The following is a 23264-nucleotide window of genomic DNA, read 5'->3' on the forward strand; positions in this document are numbered from 1 at the left end:
TTTTCGGGCAAGATCATGCTCAAAAAAAGAAAAACCTATTCCGCCAGCGCAATGAAGACGGGCATGGTCAGGACCGCCAGCGTGGTCTGAATGGTCAGGATCTGCGCCAGGAGGGGCGCGTCGCCGCCCATCTGCCGCGCCAGAATATAGCCGTTCGACGCCGACGGCACCGACGCGCAGCAGACGACCACCGCGAGATTGGCGCCGGACAGGCCGAAGGCGATGCCGAGGCCCATGGCGATCAGCGGCATCACGGCCAGTTTCAAGACGACCGTCAGTGCTGCAGCCATGCCGGGTCTGTGTAGGCCTTCGAGTTGAAGACCTGCGCCGACAATGAGCAGGCCCATCGCCAGAGAGCAGCGCCCGAGCGCATCGAGGAATTCGTGTGCGGGGCGCGGCACGGGCAATCCGGCTAGGTTGATCGCGAGGCCGATCACGCAGGCCCAGATCAGCGGGTTCTTGGCGATGGTCAGCAGCAGCGCTGGCCACGCCATCCGCTGCGGTGAGGCGTAATGCGCCAGCACCCAGACCGCCAGAATATTCAGCAGCGGGATCATCGCCACCATGGCGACGGAGGCCAGCGTGATGCCGAGATCGCCCCACAGATTGCCGGCGACCGATAGTGCCACGAAGGTCTGCCAACGCGTGGCGCCCTGAAACAGCGACGTAAATGCCGGCCCATCGAGGCCGATGGCCCGCGCCAGCAACGGACGCAGCGCCAGACATAGCGCAGACATCAGGATGACGGAGAGCAACAAGGCACCGCCGACACCTGCGATGGGCACCGACGCCAGATTGGCGCGCGCCAGTGTGTCGATGAGCAGGGCGGGGAACAGGACATAATAGACGAGCTGTTCCAGCCCGACCCATTCGATGTTCTGTTTCAGCAGCAGGCGCCGCAGCGCGTAGCCGAGCACGATGAGCAGGAAGACCGGGACGAGAGCGGCAAATACCGTCAGCATGGGGTCAGCGAATATCCGGCGTGCGCAGCAAGGCGGCGAGGCGATCTAGCGCGCCCTGAAGAATGAAGATCGCGGCATGTTCGTCGATGACCTTGGCGCGTTTGGCGCGGCTGACATCATTGGCGATCAGTTCGCGCTCGACCGCAGATGTGGAGAGCCGCTCGTCCCAGAAGGCGATTGGCAATTCAGTCAGTTTCGAGAAGTTGCGGGCGAAGGCGCGGGTCGATTGCGCGCGCGGTCCCTCGCTGCCGTCCATATTGATGGGAAGACCAAGGACGAAGCCGCAGATATTTCGCTCAGCGGCAAGCTTGATGAGGCGTGCGGCATCGGCCTTGAAAGCAGTTCGTTCGACAGTCTCAATGCCGGTCGCGAGACGGCGATCGGGATCGGACACCGCGACACCAATGGTCTTGGTGCCGAGATCGAGACCGATCAGTGCGCCGCGGGCGGGCAGATATGTGGCGGCTTCGACGAGGGGAAGGATGACTGCAGGCATTGTCCCGCATAACACGCGGAGCCATCAGATCAAACGCTGCGCCGCAATTATCGGAGCGGACGGCGGCTGCGCCATTCCTCGGCGGTCATTTCCCAGATTTCCGAGGGCCAACGGCCGGAGACGTAGTCGCGATCCTCGGTGGCGATCACGCGCATGCCGGACGTTTCCGAAATCCGGCGCGAAGCGGTGTTGGCGATGGCCTTGATAACGCGCAACACGGGCCGCTGCAGGGTGTCGAACCAGAATTCGGTGACGGCGTCGCTGGCCTCGGTCATCAGCCCTTGCCCGTGCCAGGCGGGATCGAGCCAGAAGCCGCGGTTGTCGTCGCCGCTGTCCCTGACATTGATCATGCCGATCAGTTGCTCCGGTGCGCTCTTCAGGCGGATCGACCAGTGCCATTCGGTGCCGCGCTCCATGCCTGGCAGCACGACATCGCGCAGGAAAGTGAAGGCGCCATCAGCCGGGTAGGGCCATGGCACGCGGCTGGCCAGGAAACGCACCACCTCTATTCGCGGGAAAAGCTTTTGCACGGCATCGGAGTCAGCCAGCACGAGTGGGCGCAGGATCAGCCTGGGCGTGGTGAGTTCGGGAATGGCAGCGGTCATCGGTCGCGTTTCACATCGGGAGCGATCTGCGGCAATGTGATATCGCCTTCGCTTCCTCGCCTGCAAGTCACGAGCCCTCCATGGATCCGCTCAGCCTGTTCGGATTGTTTGCAGTCAGCGCCATGCTGGTCTGTTACGCGCTGGAAGCGCGCAGTCCGTGGTTCACGCTGGCCTTTGCCGGCGCCTGCGGGCTCGGATCGCTCTATGGCTTCCTGCAGGGCGCCTGGCCGTTCGGGCTGGTGGAGGCGATCTGGGCCGGCGTGGCGCTGCGCAAGTGGATGCTCATCCCCCGCGCAACCGCATAGCTCACGCGGGTGCGGCCGTGTTAGCCTGAGCAAGGCTCGGCAATGATGCGCGTGCCATTTCCTCACGTTTGTCTCAAGATCGTCACTGCTTTGCCGCTGGATTCAGAGGCATTGCCGCAAGATTGTCGCAAGAATCCGGAGATCCCCATGTGGCCCGACCGCCGACTGATCGACCTTTTCGGCACCGAATTTCCCATCGTGCAGGCGCCGATGGCCGGCGTGCAGGATGCCGACATCATGATTGGCGCAGCGGAGGGCGGCGCGCTGGCCTCGTTGCCGTGCGCAATGATCTCGCCGGAGAAAGCCCGTGAGCAGATCAATATCGTGCGCCAGCGCGTCTCCGCGCCGGTCAACATGAATTACTTCTGCCATACGGCGGTGGACGCTGATCCGGCACGCGAGGCCAACTGGCGCAAGCGGCTGTCGTCCTATTACGCCGAACTCGGGCTCGATCCGAACGCAGACATCAATGCGGCCAACCGCGCGCCGTTCGATGAGGCGATGTGCGCGCTGGTGGAAGAGCTGAAGCCCGAAGTGGTCAGCTTTCACTTCGGCCTGCCGGACCCGGCGCTCTTGAAGCGCATCAAGGCAGCCGGCTGTCGGGTCATTGCCTCGGCGACCATCGTCAAGGAAGCCGTCTGGCTCGAAGAGCGCGGCGTCGACGCGGTCATCGCGCAGGGCGCGGAGGCCGGCGGTCATCGCGGCATGTTCCTGACCGAGGATATCGCAACCCAGCCCGGCCTGTTCGCGCTGCTGCCGCAGGTGGTGGATGCGGTGAAGGTGCCGGTGATCGCGGCCGGCGGTATCGCCGATGGGCGTGGCATCGCCGCAGCCTTTGTGCTCGGCGCGGCGGGTGTGCAGATCGGTACCGCCTATCTGCGTACGCCGGAATCCAAGGTCAGCGGGCCGGGTCGCGCGGCCCTGGCCGGGGCTTCGGACGCCTCCACCGTCATCACCAATGTCATGACCGGCCGTCCGGCCCGTGGTGTCGTCAACCGCGTGATGAGCGAGGTCGGGCCGGTCTCGCCCGATGCGCCGGCATTCCCGCATTCGGCGACCGCGCTGGGGCCTCTGAAAGCCGCCGCCGAGAAGCTCGGACGGACCGATTTTACCAATCTCTGGGCCGGACAGTCGGTCGGAATGGGCAGCGAACGGCCTGCGGCAGAGCTGACACGGTCGCTGGCGGCGGCCGCATTGGCGCGGATGGCTGAATTGCGGGGCTAGAGGCGCCAAACAGGCGGAGGCGTCCGCCGGTTGCGGCGCGAAACCTCCGTCTGCTATACGGCGGACAGATATTGCCCTGAGGCCTATATAATGTCCGTCGATGCTGCCACCGTTCGCCGTATCGCGCATCTCGCGCGGATCGCGGTCACAGACGCTGAAGTTCCCCATCTGCAGGGCGAGCTGAACGCGATGCTGGCCTTTGTCGAGCAGTTGCAGGAAGTGAATGTCGACGGCGTCGAGCCGATGACCTCGGTGATGCCGATGGAAATGAAGAAGCGCGCCGATGTCGTCAATGACGGCGAGATCGTCGATGCGGTGACGGCGAATGCGCCGGAGTCCGAAGATCATTTCTTCCTTGTGCCGAAAGTCGTCGAGTAATCGAGCAAGAACCGTTCGAACGGAAACCGCCATGTGCCTGCTTTGCGACGATGAAAAGTCCTATCAGCTCTATATGGACTACCTCGACGAGATGGAGCGTCAGGGGAAGGTCAAGGACGTCGATGCGGCCATGGATGCCATCCTCGACAAGGTTCAGGCCGCACAGGAGGCTGACGACAAGCTCCGCCGCAGCTCTTTCAAAAAAGATGCACCTGAAAACGACAAGACGCTCTCTCCCTTCTTTTGCAGCCCGGTCAATAAATAGATGACAGATCTGACGTCGCTGACACTCGCCGAGGCGCGTGACGGCCTTGCGACCAAATCCTTCACGTCAGTCGAACTGACCGACGCGCATCTCAAGGCGATGGAAGCCGCACGCGTGCTGAACGCCTATGTGCTGGAGACGCCGGATCAGGCGCGCGCCATGGCGCAGGCGGCCGACGCGAAACTCGCCAAAGGCGAGGGCGGCTGGCTTGGTGGCGTCCCGCTCGGCATCAAGGATCTGTTTGCGACCAAGGGCGTGCGCACAACCGCCTGTTCGAAGATCCTCGGCAATTTCGTGCCGCCTTACGAGTCGACCGTGACCGCACAGCTGTGGCGTGACGGGGCGGTGATGCTCGGCAAGCTGAACAATGATGAATTCGCCATGGGCTCGGCGAACGAGACTTCGTTCTTCGGTCCGGTGATCAATCCGTGGCGGCGCGACGGCTCCGACGTCAATCTGGTGCCTGGCGGCTCGTCCGGCGGTTCGGCTTCGGCCGTTGCCGCGGGTCTCTGCCTTGGCGCCACCGCGACGGACACCGGCGGTTCGATCCGCCAGCCCGCGGCCTTCGCCGGCATCGTCGGTATGAAGCCGACCTATGGCCGCTGCTCGCGCTGGGGCACGGTCGCTTTCGCGTCGTCACTCGATCAGGCCGGGCCGATTGCGCGCACCGTGCGCGACACCGCGATCCTGATGCGTTCGATGGCCGGCTACGATCCCAAGGATTCCACCTCGGTCGATCGCGAAGTGCCGGATTACGAGGCCGCGATCGGCAAGTCCGTCAAGGGCATGAAGATCGGCATTCCCAAGGAATATCGCATCGACGGCATGCCGGGCGAGATCGAGAAGCTCTGGTCGGAAGGCGCTGCGCAGCTCAAGGCCGCCGGTGCCGAACTCGTCGACGTGTCGTTGCCGCACACCAAATACGCGCTGCCGGCCTATTACATCGTGGCGCCCGCCGAAGCCTCGTCGAACCTCGCGCGCTATGACGGCGTGCGCTATGGCCTGCGCGTACCCGGCCGCAGCATCAGCGACATGTATGAAAATACCCGCGCCGAAGGTTTTGGCGCGGAAGTGCGCCGCCGCGTCATGATCGGAACCTATGTCCTCTCGGCCGGCTATTACGACGCTTACTATCTCCGCGCGCAAAAAGTCCGCACGCTGATCAAGCGCGACTTCGAAGAATGCTTCGCCAAGGGCATCCATGCGATCCTGACGCCGGCGACACCGTCGGCCGCCTTCGGCATTGGTGAGAAGGGCGGCGCCGATCCGATCGAGATGTATCTCAACGACATCTTCACGGTGACGGTGAACATGGCCGGCCTGCCGGGCATCGCGGTTCCCGCCGGCAAGGACGCGCAGGGATTGCCGCTCGGGCTGCAGCTGATCGGGCGTCCATTCGACGAGGAAACGCTGTTCTCGATCGGCGAAACCATCGAGCAGGCATCGGGGCGTTTCACGCCAACGAAGTGGTGGGCCTGACATCATCATCCGCGTGAAGTGTTGCGCGTTTGACATTGCGTTTTGCGGTGCACTTGGCCATGGTTTGCCCATGAGCATGGACCGTGCATGAGCACCGACGACGGGCTTCCGCCTTCCCAACAGGTCGATCAGATTCTGGGTTCCCCGAAGCTTGCGCAGGCGATCGAGAATGATCGCTACAAGCATCTGCTGGATCATGTTCCCGTTGCGCTCGCCATCTCGCGCGGATTGGGCAGCGATCAGCAGGTTGTCTATATCAACAGGGCCTTCGAGCAACTGATGGCAATGGCGCCGGCCGATGTCGAAGGCCAGAGCTGGACCTGCCTCGACGGCTTTCTCAACGAAGATAATCAGAGCCAGACACTCGGCGAAGCGATCCGCGACGGCGAGGATTTCATCGGCGTGTTCCGGCCGTCGCTACCGCTGGAACGGCTGGTGATCGTGCAGGCCTATGCCTCGGTGATCGAGAGTGACGACGGCGTCGAGAATTTCCGGATCGCCGCGCTGGTTGATGTCGGCGGCCGCGAGCGTGCGCAGATCGAGCAATTCGAGAACCAGATACGCGACCGCGACATGCTGATGCGCGAGCTGCAGCATCGGGTGAAGAACAATCTGCAACTCATCACGGCGCTGGTGCGGCTCGAAGCCCGCTCGGCCGTGGAAGGCGAGGCTGTTGCGCTTGGCCGGCTGGCGAGCCGGATCGATGCGCTGACAGTGCTGTACCGGACGCTGTCCGACGAGAATGCGACGCCCGAGATCGATCTCGGCCAGTATCTGTCGGACATCGCCAATGCCGTGATGGCTGCCAGCGCGACGGCGGATATCACGCTCGACGTGCAGGTCGGCTATTGCCCGATGTCGATCAATATCGCGATGCCGGCGGGACTGCTGGTCAACGAGATGCTGACCAATGCGCTGAAATACGCCTTCGTCGGCCGTGCCGGCGGTCAGATCAAACTGATCTGCAAGCTGGAAGGCGGCCTCGTCACGGTGGTTGTCGCCGATGACGGCATCGGCCTTGGTGAAGGACAGGACTGGCCGTCGCCGCGCAAGCTTGGGGCGCTGATCCTGCAGACGCTCAAAGAGAATGCGCCGAACGTGAAGTTCAACGCCGAGAGCATTCGCGGGCAGGGCAGCTGGTTCACGCTGGTATTCGATGCCGCGCCGGGCACGCAGCTGAACTGAGGATTGGCGCCGCGCCATTTGGCGCGCACCTTGTTTCACCATTCATTAGCCACGTTACTGGCGCGATTGGTGCCGGATCGTCAGTTTGCATCGAATTGCAATGCTTTACGGTAATATCTGATTGAGATTCCGGATTGGGGACCGTCCGGACACGGTCCGTGCCGTTTGGTGCGGCCGTCTTGTGGGATCGGTAGAGAAGTGATGAGTGCGTTGCGTTCCATCGGTGTCGTGGTCACGACCTGTGCGCTGCTGCTGGGCTGTACGTCGGTCTACAACCTTCCCGCCAACGTGCCGCTGGCCGGCGCCTCCCTCGATCCCAATCTCGACGCCGTTTTCAAGGATGCTGCCGAGCAGGACGACCTGTTGATCGGATTTTCGTTCTCAGGCGGTGGCACGCGCGCTGCGGCGTTTTCGTTCGGTGTCCTGGAAGAACTGGGCAGCATCCGCATGCGCGGTGCATCCGACACCATGCTGGAACGCATCGACTTTCTGTCCGGCGTTTCCGGCGGTTCGGTCACGGCGGCTTATTACGGTTTGAAGAAGCGCGCGGCGCTGTCGGACTTCCGTGAACGTTTCCTGCTGCAGAATGCCGAGGCCGGCCTGACGACGCAGTTGTCGCTAGGTACTATCGGCCGTGCCTTGGGCGGTGGCATCAATGACTCCAAGGGCTTCACCAGTTGGCTCGACGCCAACCTGTTCCAGAATGCGACTTTCGGCAGCCTGCGAAATAGCGGTTCTCCACGGGTCTGGATCAACGCCTCGGATATCTATAACCGCGTGCCGTTCGTGTTCGACAACACGGCCTTCGCCGCGATCTGCAGCGATCTCAGCAAGTATCCGCTGTCGGGCGCAGTGGCTGCGTCGGCCGCGGTGCCGCTCGCCTTTGCGCCGGCCGTGGTGCAGGCCTTCCCCGGCACATGCAACGAGCCGCTGCCGCCTTGGGTCGCGCGCGCAGCCGCGAACCGCAATGCGTCGCCAATGTTGAGTGCCTATTCCAAGGCAGTGATGCGTTACCGCGACGGCGCGGTGCCCTACATCAAGCTGATGGATGGCGGGCTGGTCGACAATTACGGCGTCTCTGCGCTGACCATCGTGCGCGAATCCTCCGAGACACCCTATGGCCCGATGACACCGCAGCAGGCGGTCCGGCTGCGCCGCGGGATCTTCATGGTGGTGGATTCCAAAGTCGGTCTCTCCGGCAACTGGATCAATACGGTGGAAGGGCCTGAAGGCGTCGATCTGATCAAGGCTGCGGTGGACACCACTATGGATGCGAGCATCGGCTCCAGCTACACCGCATTCGACCGAACCATGAAGGACTGGCAATCGTCGCTGATCAAGTGGCGCTGCGGCTTGTCGGCGGCAGAGCGTGCCCGTTATGGCGCGCGGCCCGGCTGGCGCTGCACCGATCTGCAGCTCTTCGTCGGCCGGCTTGGGTTCGATCAGCTAGATCCGGCGCGTGCCGCAGTGCTCGAAGCCGTTCCGACGCGTTTCCAGCTGCCGCAGGGACAGGTCGATGACTTGATCCTGGCCGGTCGCGAGACGTTGCGTGCCAGCTCCGTGTTCAGGGCCTTCGCTTCGGGGATATAGCCGGCCTCCTAACGGAATGCGACAAGCGGTTCTTACCCGTTCATGCGTTCCGGGATTGGATGTTACGCAGCGCGATCGAGATTAAGCGGGTGGCGATAGATTGCATCGCGAATATCGACCTTGCGTGGCAGCAGACCAAACCTGAAGAAAAGATCGGCTGCCTTCTGCTGCTCGGCGATGAACCTGTCGTCGACCTGATGGATGCCCCATGGGCGCTGTGCGATGTGCTTTTCCCATTCGGCGGCGTCGAGCGGCCCCCCGGCGACGCGTGCGAGGATCGCTGCAGCGTCTGCCGGATGCTGCGCAATCCAGCGATCCGTTTCGTGCAAGGCGCTCGCTACGGCCGCAATAATGTTCGGATTATCATCTGCGAAATCGCGGCGTGCGAAAAACACCGAGGGGTTGGTGACGAGATCGCCGGTGTTGGCGATGGCCCGGATCTCATCCGCGCCGCCACGAAGTCCTCCGCCTGAAACCCACGCATCGATGTCGCCAGCCAACAATGCCTGACGTGACTCCGGCTCGGTAAGATCAAGCGGCACAATATCGTTCCAGGTCAGGCTGGCACGGTCGAGCGCCGTTGCTAGCAGGGCCTGCAGCCAGGAGCCAATGCCGAGCGAGATCGTCTTTCCGGCGAGATCGGCAACCGTTTTCACCGGACTGTCCTTGCGAACATAGATGCCGCCGACTGCGCGCGCTTCTGATGCGGCGAAAGTAACGATCGGCACGCCTTTGGCCTGCGCGGCGATAGGCGGTGTCAGGCCGGTGCCGCCGATCTGGATCAGATTGGCGCCGACATATTCGACAGTGCGTGCGCCTGCCGCGATCTTCACCCATTTGACGCTTCCGCCGTGCGCCGAGATCCGTTTTTCGAGCAACCCGTTCTGGCTGAGCACAAGAAGAGACGGATTGTTGGCGTGGGCGCCAATGCGAAGAACAAATGTCATTACATCTCTCCTGATAGCAGCGTGTTCATTTCAAACTACACTTCGACGCTCTTTTTCGGTCGTTCATCCATCGATGATGGTCTATCGAAGTTTCGCAACGCGCTCGATTTACTTACAGGAGATGCCGATGACTGTAACGACGGAACGTCTGGCAACGCGTGAGTTTGAAAAATCATCCTCCGTCGATGAGCTCTGGTACACACGTTGTCCTGTGCCGACGGCGTCCGGCATAGCGCTTGATCTAGGGCTGCTGCGCGATGAATTCGCGACGTCCGGAATCGTACTTCGATCGATCCGCGATTCCGAAGATCCGCGCGTCAACATTTCGCATTTCGATCATTCGCTGCCCGGCCTGTTTCGCGAAGGCGGCAACATTCCCGCGATCTGGGCGCGGTCCGAAGGACGCGACACGGTAACCGTGGCGCTGACGTGGATAGATGAATACCAGGCCATCGTCGTTCGCGCGGATTCGGACATTCATTCTCTGGCCGACCTTCGCGGCAGAAGGATCGGTCTGCCGCGGCAAGAGGGCCAACGCGTCGATTTCGCGCGCGCCATGTCGCTACGCGGCATCGAGACCGGTCTCGGGATTGCCGGGCTGCACCTCGCGGACAGCGAACTCGTCGATATCACCAGCGATCAGCCGACATTCGCCGTGGCGGCTGGCGTCGCCAATGGCCGCTTTCACGAGCTCGAAGCCGCCGCGCTCGCGCGCGGTGAGGTCGATGCCATTTATGTGAAGGGCGCGCCGGGGCTCGGAACCGTGGGGACGCATGGACTGCGGTCGCTGATCAATCTGGCGGAGCAGGACGATCCGTTGCTGCGCGTCAACAATGGCAATCCGCGGCCGGTGACGGTCGATCGGCGCACCGCGCTCGAGCGCCCGGATCTGGTGGCACGCTATCTCGCAGTGCTGTTGCGGGCGTCGCACTGGGCACAGGGGCATCCGGCCGAGGTGTTCGACATCATCGGCAAGGAGGTCGGGCGCTCGGCCGACGAGGCGCGCGCGGCCTATGGATCGGCCGCGCCGCGAAGTTTCGGGCTCGATCTCTCGGATGTGAGGAAACGGGGCCTGGCAAGCCAGAAGGATTTCCTGCTGCGCCACGGCTTCATCGTCAGGGATTTCGACGTGGCCGGCTGGATCAACCCGGAGCCGCTCGCGCTCGCGCATGAGCTGCTCAAGTAAGGCTGGGAGGTTACGATGGAGATCTATTGGTACCTGATCCCGCAAGATGGCCCGTATCCCTGGAACGCCAAGGGCCGGCGCCCGGTCGATCATGACTATCTCGCGCAGATCGCACGCGCGGTCGATCAGCTCGGCTATACGGGCGCGCTGCTGGCGACCGGTGGCGGCGAGCATGATGCCTGGGTTCTGGGCGCGTCGCTGATCCCGCTCACCAAGCGCATGAAGTTCATCATTGCCGTGCATCCGGGCATCGTCGCGCCGCTGATGCTGGCGCAGAAGGCGGCGACCTTCGACCAGTTTTCGGACGGCCGACTGATCCTCAACATGGTCACCGGCGAGCAGCACCAGATGCCGCCTTACGGCATCGAGCTCGCTCATGACGAACGCTACGCGCTCACCGACGAATACTGGGGCCTGTATCGCCGGCTGATGACGGGCGAGGTGGTCGATTTCCAGGGCAAGTACCTGAACCTGCGCAACGCCCAACTCAAATTGCCTGCGGTGCAGAAGCCGTATCCGCCACTGTTCTTCGGCGGTTCGTCGGAGCCCGCGCTGTCCGTCGCGGCGCGCCATGCCGACACCTACCTGACATGGGGCGAGCCGCCGCCCCAGGCTGCGGAGAAGATCAAGGTGGTGCGCGAGCGTGCCAGGGCGCTCGGTCGCAACGTGAAATTCGGCATCAGGATCAATCTGATCGTCCGTGAGACGAAGCAGGAAGCGTGGGATGCCGCGCAGTGGCTGCTCGATCGCATGGACGACACTGCGGTGCAGGGCGCCCAGGCGCGCAATGCCGCCTCCGACTCCGTCGGCCAGCGCCGGATGCGAGAGATTGTCGGCACGCGGAAGCCTAAACACGCGCAGGAGCTGGAGATCTATCCGGATATCTGGGCCGGCTTCGGACTGGTGCGGAACGGGCCGGGCACCGCCATCGTCGGAGATCCGGAAACGGTCGCGGCGCGCATCCTGGAATATCGCGATGTCGGTTTCGACACTTTCATCGTCTCTGGCCAGCCTCTGCTCGAGGAAACCTACCGCGTGGCGGACCTGCTGCTGCCGCTGCTTCCTTTCGATCGTGGTGACCGGCGACAAACGGCACATCCGATCGGTCCTTTCTTCAACGCTGCACGAGGTTGACGATGTTGCGCTCTACTTTCCTGCGGGCGGCTGTCGCCGCGTTTCTGATCGGGCTTGCCTCCACGTCAGCGAGCGTGGCCGCATCTCCGGCGACGCCGGTGACAGTCCGGCTCGGCTTCCTGCGCGGACCTGAACCGCTGTCGATCAGCCGCCTGCGCGGCACGCTGGAGAAGCGTCTGGCGGCCAGGAACGTCAAGGTTGCCTGGGTCGGGCCGTTCATCGCCTATGCGCCGGCGTCGGAAGCCTTGAATGCCAATGCGATCGACATCACGATCGGAAGTTCAAGCGCGGCAATCTCGTCGCTGGTCGGCACCGCACCGATTTCGCTCTTTGCCTATCAGTGGGATGCCGGGGATTCCTCGGGCATCGTGGTGAGGAACGGGTCGGACATCAAGACCGTCGCGGATCTCGCCGGCCGCTCGGTGGCAGTCAATCGTGGCGGCACCGGCGACTATCAACTGACCAAGGCCCTGGAAAAGGCGGGTGTGCCGTCCTCGGGGGTCAAGCGCGCTTTCCTCAGCCCGGTGGATTCCGCTGCCGCCTTCGCCAACGGCCATGTGGACGCATGGTCAGCCTGGAGCATCTTCTTTCCGACCGCGCTGGTCGACGGGGATGCCCGCGTGATTGCGCAGGCGAGCGATTTCGGTTCGCAGAACGCTGTTGTCTATGTCGTGCGGACGCCGTTTGCCGCGGAGCATCCGGATATTCTGAAGGATGTCCTGGAGGATCTGCGGGAGTCGGCGCGGTGGGCTCAGCAGAATCGCGAGGAAGCCGCGCGCCTGTGGGTGCAGGAGCTGAAGCTCAGCCCCGCGGTCGCCACCCGGGTGGCAAATTACCGGAACGACGAACCCGTTCCGGTCGGCGAGAAGGAACTGGTGGCGCTGGAGAGCCTGAATGACTGGCTGGTGGGCAGCAAGCTGCTGCCGAAGCCTGCGGCAATCAAGGATCACGTCATCGCCGTGGCCCGCTGACGCTCGAAAGACCGGCCCGGTCGTGCCGTGGCAATGCTGCGGGAACGCGCGAGGAGGGGTTTTCCCGCGCCTCGTGTCGCGGTAGAAACCGCTCCATGAACGCACCTGTCAAACCTTCGAAGCTCATCAAGGGCGCCACCGGCGACTGGGAAATGGTCATCGGTCTGGAAATCCACGCCCAGGTCAATTCTCACGCCAAGCTGTTCTCCGGCTCGTCCACGGAGTTCGGCGGATCGCCGAACAGCCATGTCTCGCTGGTCGATGCGGCCATGCCGGGCATGCTGCCGGTCATCAACGAGGAATGCGTGAAGCAGGCGGTCCGTACCGGGCTCGGCCTGAAAGCGCAGATCAACCGGCGCTCGATCTTCGATCGCAAGAACTACTTCTTTCCGGACCTGCCGCAGGGCTACCAGATCAGCCAGTACAAGTCGCCGATCGTCGGCGAGGGCGAGGTCACGATCGAACTGGCCGACGGCGAGACCGCCACCGTCGGCATCGAGCGGCTACATCTGGAGCAGGACGCCGGCAAGATGCTGCACGACCAGAGCCCGACGCAGACCTTCGTCGATCTCAACCGGTCCGGCGTGGCGCTGATGGAGATCGTCTCCAAGCCCGACATGCGCTCCTCGGAACAGGCGCAGGCCCTTGTCAGCAAGCTGCGCACCATCCTGCGCTATCTCGGCACCTGCGACGGCGACATGGAGAAGGGTAATCTGCGCGCCGACTGCAACGTCTCGGTCCGCCGGCCAGGCGAACCGTTCGGCACCCGCTGCGAGATCAAGAACGTCAATTCGATCCGCTTCATCGGCCAGGCCATCGACTACGAGGCGCGGCGCCAGATCGGTATCCTCGAGGATGGCGGGGTGATCGATCAGGAGACGCGGCTCTACGACCCCAACAAGGGCGAGACGCGGTCGATGCGCTCCAAGGAAGACGCGCATGACTACCGCTATTTCCCGGATCCGGATCTGCTGCCGCTGGAATTCAGCGAAGAATACGTCGCAGCGCTGAAAGCCGAACTGCCGGAACTGCCGGACGAGAAGAAGGCGCGGTTCATCAGCGCGTTCGGCCTGTCAGCCTATGACGCCGCCGTGCTGGTGGCCGAGCGCGAGAGTGCTGAGTTCTTCGAGACGACGCTCGCCGGGCTTGCCGACAAAGCACGCGACGGCAAGCTCGCCGCCAACTGGGTGATCAATGAACTGTTCGGGCGCCTCAACAAGGAAGGCCAGGACATTGCGTCGTCGCCGGTGTCGGCGGCACAGATGGCTGCCATCATCGACCTGATCGGGGCAGGCGTGATCTCCGGCAAGATCGCCAAGGACCTGTTCGAAATCGTCTGGACGGAAGGCGGTGACCCGCGCGCGCTCGTCGAAGAGCGCGGCATGAAGCAGGTGACGGACACCGGCGCGATCGAGAAGGTGGTCGACGACATCATCGCAGCCAATCCCGACAAGGTCGCACAGGCGCAGGCCAAGCCGGCGCTGATGGGCTGGTTCGTCGGCCAGGTGATGAAATCATCTGGCGGCAAAGCCAATCCGCAGGTCGTCAACGACATCCTCAAGAGCAAACTCGGGATCTGACAATTACCCTTTCGATGACCGCGGCGCCGCCTTGAGCGGCGCCGTTTTCGTTTCAACGGACCGCGTTGGCGCGTCGTAACGTGGGCGATGAACGGTCGCGCGCGCGGAATTAGATCGCGAATCGGCATGCCGTCAGTCGACAGAAAGTGCGGTTGTGGCCAGCACCGATAAGTCGCGAACGCGTTTTCCCGAAAAATATTTTCATTGCCAAAAATACCGACTCAGAGTCCGCAGCACCTGTTTTGAGTGCCCCGACTCACGTCTGGGAGCGGCAAAAGTTTGTGTAGTTGTTTGGTAGTACGAATCGCGGGCGCTCGGAAAAAATAAGCACTTTCTGCAATCTTGACATTTGTGGACGCAGCGTTTCCGGGCGTTTCTCGCGCCGCCCCGCATGCCGGATTTCAAGTTGTGACTGAGCCCGTGGGGGAAGTGGCGCGTTGCGCTCATCAACACTTCCTTAAGCGAGAGACTGTTCTTTTGAAATCGTTGGTGTATTCGGGATGAAGTGCATTTCGATTCCCGAGTGCACGCAGCGATCAAGTCATCTCTTTATGGAGGGCAACATGGCCAAGAAAGCTACGAAGAAGGCAGTCAAGAAGACCGTCAAGAAGGCAGCGAAGAGCGCTGTGAAGAAGACCGCGAAGAAGACCAAGAAGGTCGCCAAGAAGAAGTAACTTCTTCTGCCACGATCGACGCCGGTGGCAACGCCGGCGACGTCACGAGAGCCTCGACGACAATTTGCTTCTCGAAGCGGATATTGATCGCAGCTCTGGTCGACGAAAGAGGGTGTCGGCGAGACATCAGGTCAAACGGCTGGACCGTCACTCCGGGGCAGGGCTTGCTCTTCCCGCGAGCCGGTCCGGCAAAGAAGCCGGTCATTCCGTGATTGGCGTTCTTTATTCGGTGCGGATCATTGGTCCGCAGTTTCATCGGTGGCTCCGGCCACATGAGATATGATCCTGACGTGTTGCCGACGCCCTCGTTTTTTTGCCGGTGCGGTTCATCCCCGGCGCTTAGAATTTCCCAATCCCGAAAATCTTTCGTTTGCTCAAGGCGATAACGGTGCGCCGGCGCTTCTGCTAGAGTGTGCCGATGCTGCTGTTTCGCCCTTTTGAACCCCGGGACCTTGCGGCGCTCCATGCGATATCGCTGGCCACCGGCCATGCGGGTGGTGATGCGTCCCATCTCTACGAGGACGGCCATCTCGTCGGCCACATCTACTCAGCCCCGTACGCCTCGCTCCAGGCGGATCTTGCCTTTGTCGTGGAGGATGAAGACGGCGTTGGTGGTTTTGTCGTGGGCACGATCGATACGGTGCTCTGGGAAAACCGGCTTGAGCAGGTTTGGTGGCCAAGTCTGCGCCGACGATACGCCTATCCCAGCAGCGCGCCGGAAGCCTGGACGACCGACGAGCGGCGCCATGCCATGATCCATCATCCGGAGCACGCGCCAGCTGATGTTGTGCGCGACTATCCAGCGCATGTTCATCTCAACCTCCTGCCGCGACTGCAGCACCGGGGCGTGGGCGTCAGGTTGCTCGCCGTATGGCTGGAGCTCGCAAGCGCACGGGATGCCAAGGGCATTCATGTGGGGGTGAATCACGCGAATGCGGCAGCGCTGATATTTTGGAAGCGACAAGGATTTCTGCCATTGGCCACGGCGAGCGAGACGTCACGCACCATCTGGATGGGGCGTCGCATCACTGGCTAGCGGTCTTTATTGGCTGGAGCAGGTGCCTGCCTGTTCGCAGCTCCTAACGTCCATTGTTATCGGCGCTGTTGCGATGGTTACGGCATCCCAAAACAGCAGGGTAAACCGAATTCCGCGAAAATGCAGAAAAGCCGCATAAATACTGGGTTTCTGGCCGCGTACAGGCCGATTCCGGCTTCGGCTCTTCAGATTTCGTTCATCCCGATACTTAAACTGCTCTTCAAATTTGATTGGTCATATTGATCCCAACAAGCCGGCAAACGGCGGTTGGGATTGCATCAAATAACGGACAGGAGCCGCGCTCGGTTGGGGGCGGCAAAAGCAAAAAAAGGAATGACCGATGTTTCAGGGGCAGATCGATTTTGAAGCTGCGATGCCGATCGCAGAGACCGCCATCCAGGACGTGCTGTTCGAGCGCGGTCTGTACTGGGCGTCGGGCCGTTCGGGGATCGTTGACCTCGTCGCCGCGCACAAGTGGTTCAACCTCGCTGCCCTCAAGGGCCGGGTCGATGCCATCCCGATGCGCCGCGAAGTCGCCGAGATGATGTCGGATGTCGAGATCGCCGCCGCGCAGCGCGATGCCCGCGCCTGGCTGTCGACGGTTCACTAGAGCCTTTTCGGTTCTGATAGAATCAGAACCGAGGCTCTGGCTGTTTGTTGAGACGCGTTTTCTTGATGCGAACCGGTACCCACTTCGCTCGAAAACGCTTTAATCCGACTGCGTGTTTTCACGGTGGTTCGGCAGGCGCGCACGTCGGGGCAGCGCGATGAGCCGCTACTTCTTGACGATGGTGAAGATGCCGTCGGTCTCCGGTTCCGCCACATAGCGGTTTTCCGGCGTCGAGAAGCGGATGCGCAGTTTGCGGGTCGCGTCGGCAAAGCCGATCGTCCATCCCTCATAGAGCCGCCACGCCGCGATCTCGTCCATGACGGGGAACGTCCTGGCGCAGTCCTTGGCGATGTCGATCTGTGAGCCGCCGATGGTGCTCTCGCTCTTCAGCACCACACGGCAGCGTTTCTTGCCCTTGGCGTCCTGGAGCTCCCAGGCTCCGTAGATATCCTTGAGCATCGCCGGATCGACCTCCTTGAGATCCATCAGCTTAAGGGTTTGCCCCGATGCGGCAGATGAGATCGTCATCGCGACGGCAATCACGGCAGCCCATTTCATATCGCGCACTCCCTCGCATACGTCCAAATGTACCGTAGCCACGTCACGGCCTTGTTACGAGTGTCACGGTTGTAACCGGCATGTACGCCCCAATGTCTGTCACGTCGCTTGCACAACGAGGCCGAGAGGCCGCACCACAAAAAGGACAATGCCATGTCGACGAAGAAACTCACGCTTCCATCGATCATCCGCGCCAGCGGCCTCGCGAGTCTGGTAGTTATTGCCGCTGGCGCAGCCCAGCCTGCAGTTGCTGCATCGGCGCCCGCATATCCGCAATCGATTAGCGCGCCCGCTGCTGTCACATCCACCGATATCAGTGCGGCACGCAAGAACCGGCAGGTGAGGCGCACATCTCCGCGTGATGCCTTTGGCAGCTATGTTGGCGGGGCAGGCGGGGTATCGCAGTCCTATCCCGGCTACGGCTATGGCGTTGGAGACAATTCGCGGAACCAGACTTGGTAGGTCCGTCATCCAAGACGTGACGACTCGGCGGCGACCGCGAGTGTCGTCCTGCGAGGGTGTGCATGCTGTCGTGGAAGGTGATGGCGGAGAGGCGTCCGGAAGCCTTCTTTGGGGATTGCCGGGCATCATTCGCTTAAGCGGAGAGTTTGAGTACCGCTAGCAGGTAGAGACTCGCCGGAGCGACCCGGCGGGTTTTCCTACTTTGAGGGAGGCTTGCCGCCGGCTTTTAGCTTTGCATCAAGACCAGCTTTCTTCGCTGCTGCTTCTGCGGGACCTACATAAAAATGATCGAACATTTCTTCGATCGTTTCGAGGCACCATTCCGCCTCGTGTGGATCTACGTCGATGATCTGGAGCGTCGTCTTGTCGTCTATGGGATGAGCACTGAAATTCCCGAAGTTGCGGATCGCATCGACCGTCTGCCGCAGCTTCCGGGGGAGCGCCTTCAATGGATCGGTCTCTTTGAGTAGCAGATCGATCTCTCGCGCGAGATCTCGATCTTTGTAGCCGTGATCGTGCATCGTGTTTTGCAGAGAGGGCGGCCGATGCCTTCGGACTAATCGGTAGTACGTTGCATGCCTCGGCATAGTCAGCGGCGATTGGTTTTGGAACGACGCCCGGTACAGGTCCGCGATTTGCACCGATTGGAACGATACGCCGCCATGGCATGGCGTAGATGCTGGACAGCGCATCGCGTATAGATAGTTCAATGGTCACCTTGCCGCAGTCGGCACCGGGTCAAATAGCGGATCGGAGTGTCCACCTTTGGTTTTCGTTGCCTCCCGGCACCAATAAATGTCTTCCGTTTCGGCTAACGGGAGCTTCGATCCAATTATCGTGAAAATTGATCGTGCAAAACGGGCACTTCATAGTGCGGCTCTCCCACAAGACCTGTCACCGTTATCTTTTGGGGCACAGGTTGGGGCAGGGAGCCCATGGATGCGTTTTTCTTAATGATATCAGGTGTTTGATTAAAATAATGGCGGAGCCGGAGGGATTCGAACCCTCGATACCCTTGAGAGGTATGCCGCTTTAGCAAAGCGGTGCCTTCAGCCACTCGGCCACAGCTCCATCATTGCTGCATATGCCCGACACCGTCGCGAGCCGCAAGCGCCAGATCGCAGTCTGCAGCGCATGTTCCCAAAAATCGGACGCATCCGATGTGGGTGTGTCTTTATAATCTCTAGATGCCGCGTCCGCCTGTGGTGTATTTGCTGCCGGGAAATGGGTCCCGAGGCTGTTTATCGATTGCCATCCGCCGTTCCGCGCTTGCCGGAATTTATCGCTCCAGCAGATGCGAGACGATTCGGGCGAGGGACCAGGAAAGCCAGCCAGATACATCGAATGCGAGTGTGAATGTGTTTCTGCTCGTTACGGGATGGGTCGGTGCCTTGAAATGCGGCGTTGGAAATTCTGATGTTAAAACAATTGCTTGCGAAGAATACCCATTCACGAGTCCGTGTGATTTAAGCAACACAGCCCGGGAAACGGCCGAATGGAGGCCGCTTTGAGGCGTTCCATTGTTGCGGAGCGAGAAACCTTAGGAGATGGTCTCGGTGCGACGGAGGGGGGCATCCCGAGGTCGTCCCGTAAGGTGGTTCGTCCTGAACCTCGTCGGCACGCTTTGTGCGACGGGTTTTGAGATTCGGAGCGTTTGCGGGTTGTCAGGGATTAAGGGGACTTGTCTTCAGGGTGGCCTCCACCCCGTTGCAGAACCTTCCCTAAAGCAACTTGGAGGTTTACATGAAGACGATTAAGGGCCTTATTCTCGGCTCGACGGCAGCTCTGCTCGCCGTTGGCGGAGCTCAGGCAGCCGATCTTCCCGTCAAGGCCAAAGCGGTCGAATACGTGAAGATCTGCTCCCTCTACGGCGCGGGTTTCTACTACATCCCGGGCACCGACACCTGCATCAAGATCGGCGGCGCGATCCGTTTGGACACCTCGTTCAACGCAGCAGCTTACGATACCCCGTTCTGGCAGGGTGGCGCTGGTGGCAATAATCTTTGGACCAAGGATTATTTCATCACCCGCGAACGTATCAACCTGACCACAGATACCCGCACTGCCACCGAATACGGTGTCCTTCGTACCTACGCGAACATGCAGTTCGACTTCTCGCAGAACCGTGAATCGATCGCTGGCGGCTTCACCGAAGTCGACTACGCTTTCATCCAGTTCGCCGGCTTCACCTTCGGTAAGGCCGTCTCGCAGTTCGATCCGCAGTGGGCCCTCAACAAGCCTTACATCTCGTCGGGCTTCATGGCTGGTTCGAACAACACGACCGGTATCCCGCAGATCGCCTACACCGCTTCGTTCGGTAACGGCGTGTCGGCGACGATCTCGCTCGAAAACGCTTCGGCCTACCGCAACGCCGGCCTCTGGAATACCAATTCTTTCATCACCGGACCGGGCGCGAGCACGTTCACGGGGGCGTTCTACGGCACGACCTCGAACACGTTCCTCGGCAATGCCTACGGCGGCAACCACATTCCTGACGTCGTCGGCAACATCCGCCTCGACCAGGCTTGGGGCACGCTGCACTTCGGCGCTGCGATGCACACTGCTACCCCGGGCTTCTACGGCGCGAACGAAGCTACCGGTCACGCTGACGACAAGTACGGTTTCGCAGTCAACGGTGCGGTTGAATTCAAGAACCTGCCCACCGGCGCTGGTGACACTCTGAAGCTCGAAGCAACCTACGCAAAGGGCGCAGCGAAGTACGCGATCGCTGGCGGCACCACCGATACCTCGGGCGGCGGTCGTTTCGCGAAGGTCGACGGCAACACGATCGGCTTCGGCTACGTTCTCGATGGCGTCTACACCACCAATGGCCAGATCATCCAGAGCGAAGCCTGGTCGGTCGCCGGCTTCTACGAGCACTACTGGAACCCGGCATGGCGCACGTCGCTGTTCGGCAGCTACAGCAGCATCTCGTACGGTGACGGCAATGCTCTGATGCTCGCCGCATTCCAGGGCCTCACCACGGGTGGCCCGGGCACCAGCAGCTCGTCGGCTGCAGCATCTCGCGCTGGCACCTTCGCCGGCACCGGCAACTTCGACTTCGCCGTGGCCCAGATCGGTACCCGTACCGCCTGGACCCCTGTCAAGAACCTGACCCTGTCGGCTGAATTCACCTACAGCCGCCTCGAGCAGAACCTCAACGGCACCTACACCGTGACGAGCATGTCCGGCAAGCCGGCTGGTACGGTCCTGAACACGAGCAACCAGAACCTCTACAACGGTTCGGTGCAGATCCTGCGCTCGTTCTAATATCGACTGCCTCACGGCAATCGCTATCTGAAACAATGACCCCCGGCAGGAAACTGCCGGGGGTTTTTGCTTGCGTGATCGATCGCTGTGCCAAGGCGCAGGAGGGGTTTCGCTTCGACGCTTAGGCGTCTGCGGTCTACCCATCCGACATATTCGCACTGTCCTGGTTGACGCTATTCGACGCTGCTGCTGGCACCGCGATGCAGATCGGCCTCGATCTGCAGCCGTGAGCCACCGCCGAAGCGGGCGCGATAAACCTGCAGATTTTCCATAATGCGCTGGACGTAGTTGCGCGTTTCCGAGAACGGAATCGACTCGACCCAGTCGACCGGATCGACCTTGGGGTCACGTGGATCACCGTAGCGTTCGATCCATTTGCGCACGCTACCGCGCCCGGCGTTGTAGCCGGCAAAGGTCATGATGTAGGAGCCGCGATAGTCTTCGAGCAGGCCACCGAGTTCGGCGGCGCCCAGCGTCGCATTGTAGACCGAATCGCCCTTGAGGCGTGAGAGGTCATAGGTGCCGCCGTGCCGCTTGGTGACGTATTGCGCCGCGCTCGGCGTCACCTGCATCAGACCATAGGCCTGGGCCGGCGACACGACGGCCGGATTGAAGGCGCTTTCCTGCCGTGCGATCGCATAGACCACGGCAGACTCGACTTCGGGCCCGATCGGGCGGTAGCTCGGAATGCCCGTTGTCGGATAGGCATAGTGATCGAACGGCAGGCCGCGATTGAGCGCCGCCTTGCCGACCAGCAATGTGCCGCGGGCATCCTTGTTCTGTTGCGCCAGCTCGGCAAGGCCGAGCACCGCTTCTGGATCGCCGTTCTCGCCGACATCGGCGAAGATCGGGATGGCGACTTCGCGCTCGTCCATAGCGTAGAGCAGTTGCACCGCGCGAACGATTTCCAGTCGATCGAGCCCGCGCGCGCGGGCGGTCAACGCGCCGCTGATGTCGAGCTGCTGCAGGCCAAGCTTCGCGCGGGCGAGCTGGCCGTAATAGCTGGTGGATTGCTCTGCTGCGCGCGTGTAGGCGGCACGCGCTTCCTGGCTGCGGCCTGCGGCTTCCGCAGCACGGCCCTGCCAGTAACCGGCGCGGGCGAGGGCTGTCGGATTGACGCTGCCGACGCCGATACGTGCGAAGTGCTGAGCGGCAGTTGCGGGATCTTTCAGGAAGCGCAGCGCGATCCAGCCGGCGGTGAACTCCTGCTCGGTCTTGTAGATGTCGCGCGCCGGCAGGGCAGCATCGCGTGCTACGAGATAGGCCGAGCGATGTTCGCCGACGTCGAGTAACTTGCGCGCCGTGAGACGTCGCTCGATCCACCATTCGTCGAGATTGTGCAGGCGCTGCGGTTCGCGCGGCGCTGCAATCATCAGCCGCGCTGCTTCGCCGAATTTCTCCTCGCGGCGCAGCTGCTGAATGTGGCTGAAGATGTAGCCGGGGTCGCTATGCAGCTCGGACGGTACTGCAGCGAGCAGCGCGTTGGCGTTCGATGCCTTCTTGGTGACGCCGATGCGCGCCCGCGCGAGCGCCATCTGCGCGCCGCCGAGGCGCTTGGCAGAGCGCAGCGCGGCATCTGAATCGCTGCCATAGAGCAGCATGTCCATGCGCGCCTTGTGATCGCCGGGTGTGATCAGCGGACCGAACATGTCGATGGCCATGTTCTCGGTATCGCCCGATAACGGATCGCTGCGCCATGCATCACGGATCAGCCGCTCCGCGCCGGCGCGGTCGCCGCGCGCGAGGAGCGACTTGGCCAGAGCGAATTTGCCCTTGGCGGAAATCGGCTTCTCGCTCTCGAAATAGGACTGGATCGCGGAGTCGTCGCGCTTGTCGTCCCACAGCGCCGCTTCGATGCGGCGTCGCAGGAAGGTCTGCGATGGCCAGCTCGGATTGGCGGCGACGAAAGCGCGGTAGCGCTCGACCGAAGCGCCATTGTCATCGCTGCGCAGATAGATCCATTCGCCGAGCTTGCGCGCCACCGGATCGCCAATCGTTTGCACGACCTGCGCGGCTTCCGACCCCTTGCGCTTGCGGATCAGCTCGATGACGTTTTCAAGCGTTTCGGCATCCGCCTGTGGGGTGGATGTTGTTGCCGCCACCGCGGCGCGGGCGATCGGCTTCTTGGCAGCAGGTGGAATTGCCGCATGCTGGCGTGTGGCGGGCTGGATTACGGGAGCCGGACTCGCAGCATCCGGCGCGAGCGGCTTCGCCGGGGTCGCCACGGCCGTGGGGGCCTGTGCGGCACTGCGCGCAATGGGGCGCGCTTTCGGCAATGGAACCTTGGTGGCCGCCCAGGCCTCGACGGCCAGCACCGATACTCCGACCGCCAGCGCCAGACCGGAGC

At 62.0% G+C, this 23264-nt stretch carries 22 protein-coding genes and 1 tRNA gene; 15 read left to right on the forward strand and 8 right to left on the reverse strand.

What is annotated here, in order from left to right:
- Positions 1–35 precede the first annotated feature (35 nt).
- Genes BLW80_RS26995 through BLW80_RS27005 form a run of 3 tightly spaced genes read right to left on the reverse strand, consistent with a single transcriptional unit; the run spans position 36 to position 2063 of the window.
- A complete protein-coding gene (locus BLW80_RS26995) occupies positions 36–962 on the reverse strand; it encodes an AEC family transporter (protein ID WP_093761352.1) in 927 nt (308 codons plus the stop codon).
- Positions 963–966: 4 nt separating this feature from the next.
- Positions 967–1458: a Holliday junction resolvase RuvX gene (gene ruvX / locus BLW80_RS27000; RefSeq protein WP_170849818.1), complete on the reverse strand. Its 492-nt coding sequence runs from the start codon at positions 1456–1458 to the stop codon at positions 967–969.
- 47 nt (positions 1459–1505) lie between these two features.
- The gene (locus tag BLW80_RS27005; RefSeq protein WP_093761356.1) at positions 1506–2063 is read right to left on the reverse strand and encodes a GNAT family N-acetyltransferase; all 558 of its coding nucleotides are present in this window, start codon (positions 2061–2063) and stop codon (positions 1506–1508) included.
- Between the two features lie 80 nt (positions 2064–2143).
- Here BLW80_RS27005 and BLW80_RS27010 point away from each other — a divergent pair, with 80 nt between their 5' ends.
- The 7 genes from BLW80_RS27010 to BLW80_RS27040 all read left to right on the forward strand — a co-directional run bounded on the left by BLW80_RS27010 (position 2144) and on the right by BLW80_RS27040 (position 8489).
- Positions 2144–2368: a hypothetical protein gene (locus BLW80_RS27010; RefSeq protein WP_093761358.1), complete on the forward strand. Its 225-nt coding sequence runs from the start codon at positions 2144–2146 to the stop codon at positions 2366–2368.
- A 147-nt stretch (positions 2369–2515) separates the two neighbouring features.
- Complete coding sequence (locus tag BLW80_RS27015) at positions 2516–3592, forward strand: NAD(P)H-dependent flavin oxidoreductase (protein WP_093761360.1); 1077 nt, start codon at positions 2516–2518, stop codon at positions 3590–3592.
- Between the two features lie 90 nt (positions 3593–3682).
- The gene (gene gatC / locus BLW80_RS27020; protein WP_093761362.1) at positions 3683–3970 is read left to right on the forward strand and encodes an Asp-tRNA(Asn)/Glu-tRNA(Gln) amidotransferase subunit GatC; all 288 of its coding nucleotides are present in this window, start codon (positions 3683–3685) and stop codon (positions 3968–3970) included.
- A gap of 31 nt (positions 3971–4001) precedes the next feature.
- Complete coding sequence (locus tag BLW80_RS27025) at positions 4002–4235, forward strand: hypothetical protein (protein ID WP_068732436.1); 234 nt, start codon at positions 4002–4004, stop codon at positions 4233–4235.
- Positions 4236–5714 (forward strand): Asp-tRNA(Asn)/Glu-tRNA(Gln) amidotransferase subunit GatA, encoded by a 1479-nt coding sequence (gene gatA / locus BLW80_RS27030; RefSeq protein ID WP_093761364.1) that lies wholly within the window; start codon positions 4236–4238, stop codon positions 5712–5714.
- 87 nt (positions 5715–5801) lie between these two features.
- A complete protein-coding gene (locus tag BLW80_RS27035) occupies positions 5802–6899 on the forward strand; it encodes a sensor histidine kinase (protein WP_093761366.1) in 1098 nt (365 codons plus the stop codon).
- A 201-nt stretch (positions 6900–7100) separates the two neighbouring features.
- Complete coding sequence (locus tag BLW80_RS27040) at positions 7101–8489, forward strand: patatin-like phospholipase family protein (protein WP_170849819.1); 1389 nt, start codon at positions 7101–7103, stop codon at positions 8487–8489.
- 62 nt (positions 8490–8551) lie between these two features.
- On the opposite strand, the gene BLW80_RS27045 is transcribed toward BLW80_RS27040, so the two are convergent.
- Positions 8552–9436 carry an aliphatic sulfonate ABC transporter substrate-binding protein gene (locus tag BLW80_RS27045; protein ID WP_093761368.1) on the reverse strand — a complete coding sequence of 295 codons (885 nt, stop codon included), beginning with the start codon at positions 9434–9436 and terminating at the stop codon, positions 8552–8554.
- 127 nt (positions 9437–9563) lie between these two features.
- On the opposite strand from BLW80_RS27045, the gene BLW80_RS27050 reads away from it, so the two are divergent.
- The 6 genes from BLW80_RS27050 (at position 9564) to BLW80_RS27075 (ending at position 16627) form a co-directional block, all read left to right on the forward strand.
- The gene (locus BLW80_RS27050) at positions 9564–10622 is read left to right on the forward strand and encodes an ABC transporter substrate-binding protein (RefSeq protein ID WP_170849820.1); all 1059 of its coding nucleotides are present in this window, start codon (positions 9564–9566) and stop codon (positions 10620–10622) included.
- 15 nt (positions 10623–10637) lie between these two features.
- Positions 10638–11756 carry an LLM class flavin-dependent oxidoreductase gene (locus tag BLW80_RS27055; RefSeq protein WP_093761370.1) on the forward strand — a complete coding sequence of 373 codons (1119 nt, stop codon included), beginning with the start codon at positions 10638–10640 and terminating at the stop codon, positions 11754–11756.
- Between the two features lie 2 nt (positions 11757–11758).
- Complete coding sequence (locus BLW80_RS27060; RefSeq protein WP_093761372.1) at positions 11759–12727, forward strand: aliphatic sulfonate ABC transporter substrate-binding protein; 969 nt, start codon at positions 11759–11761, stop codon at positions 12725–12727.
- A gap of 95 nt (positions 12728–12822) precedes the next feature.
- A complete protein-coding gene (gatB, locus tag BLW80_RS27065; RefSeq protein WP_093761374.1) occupies positions 12823–14307 on the forward strand; it encodes an Asp-tRNA(Asn)/Glu-tRNA(Gln) amidotransferase subunit GatB in 1485 nt (494 codons plus the stop codon).
- Positions 14308–15399: 1092 nt separating this feature from the next.
- Positions 15400–16017 carry a GNAT family N-acetyltransferase gene (locus tag BLW80_RS27070; RefSeq protein ID WP_093761376.1) on the forward strand — a complete coding sequence of 206 codons (618 nt, stop codon included), beginning with the start codon at positions 15400–15402 and terminating at the stop codon, positions 16015–16017.
- Between the two features lie 340 nt (positions 16018–16357).
- The gene (locus tag BLW80_RS27075) at positions 16358–16627 is read left to right on the forward strand and encodes a hypothetical protein (protein WP_068732448.1); all 270 of its coding nucleotides are present in this window, start codon (positions 16358–16360) and stop codon (positions 16625–16627) included.
- 165 nt (positions 16628–16792) lie between these two features.
- On the opposite strand, the gene BLW80_RS27080 is transcribed toward BLW80_RS27075, so the two are convergent.
- Positions 16793–17185, reverse strand: a complete 393-nt coding sequence (locus tag BLW80_RS27080; RefSeq protein WP_093761378.1) for an AprI/Inh family metalloprotease inhibitor — start codon at positions 17183–17185, stop codon at positions 16793–16795.
- Positions 17186–17338: 153 nt separating this feature from the next.
- On the opposite strand from BLW80_RS27080, the gene BLW80_RS27085 reads away from it, so the two are divergent.
- The gene (locus tag BLW80_RS27085; RefSeq protein WP_139285958.1) at positions 17339–17647 is read left to right on the forward strand and encodes a hypothetical protein; all 309 of its coding nucleotides are present in this window, start codon (positions 17339–17341) and stop codon (positions 17645–17647) included.
- A gap of 197 nt (positions 17648–17844) precedes the next feature.
- On the opposite strand, the gene BLW80_RS30540 is transcribed toward BLW80_RS27085, so the two are convergent.
- A complete protein-coding gene (locus tag BLW80_RS30540; RefSeq protein WP_170849821.1) occupies positions 17845–18168 on the reverse strand; it encodes a DUF4145 domain-containing protein in 324 nt (107 codons plus the stop codon).
- Positions 18169–18627: 459 nt separating this feature from the next.
- Positions 18628–18718: transfer RNA gene (locus BLW80_RS27095), tRNA-Ser, on the reverse strand.
- 672 nt (positions 18719–19390) lie between these two features.
- Here BLW80_RS27095 and BLW80_RS27100 point away from each other — a divergent pair.
- On the forward strand, positions 19391–20917 hold the full coding sequence (locus tag BLW80_RS27100; protein WP_093761384.1) for a porin: 1527 nt from the start codon (positions 19391–19393) through the stop codon (positions 20915–20917).
- A gap of 173 nt (positions 20918–21090) precedes the next feature.
- On the opposite strand, the gene BLW80_RS27105 is transcribed toward BLW80_RS27100, so the two are convergent.
- Positions 21091–23250 (reverse strand): lytic transglycosylase domain-containing protein, encoded by a 2160-nt coding sequence (locus BLW80_RS27105; RefSeq protein ID WP_441232211.1) that lies wholly within the window; start codon positions 23248–23250, stop codon positions 21091–21093.
- Positions 23251–23264 lie beyond the last annotated feature (14 nt).

The sequence above is a fragment of the Tardiphaga sp. OK245 genome, from assembly GCF_900108575.1.
GTDB classification, from domain to species: Bacteria; Pseudomonadota; Alphaproteobacteria; order Rhizobiales; family Xanthobacteraceae; genus Tardiphaga; species Tardiphaga robiniae.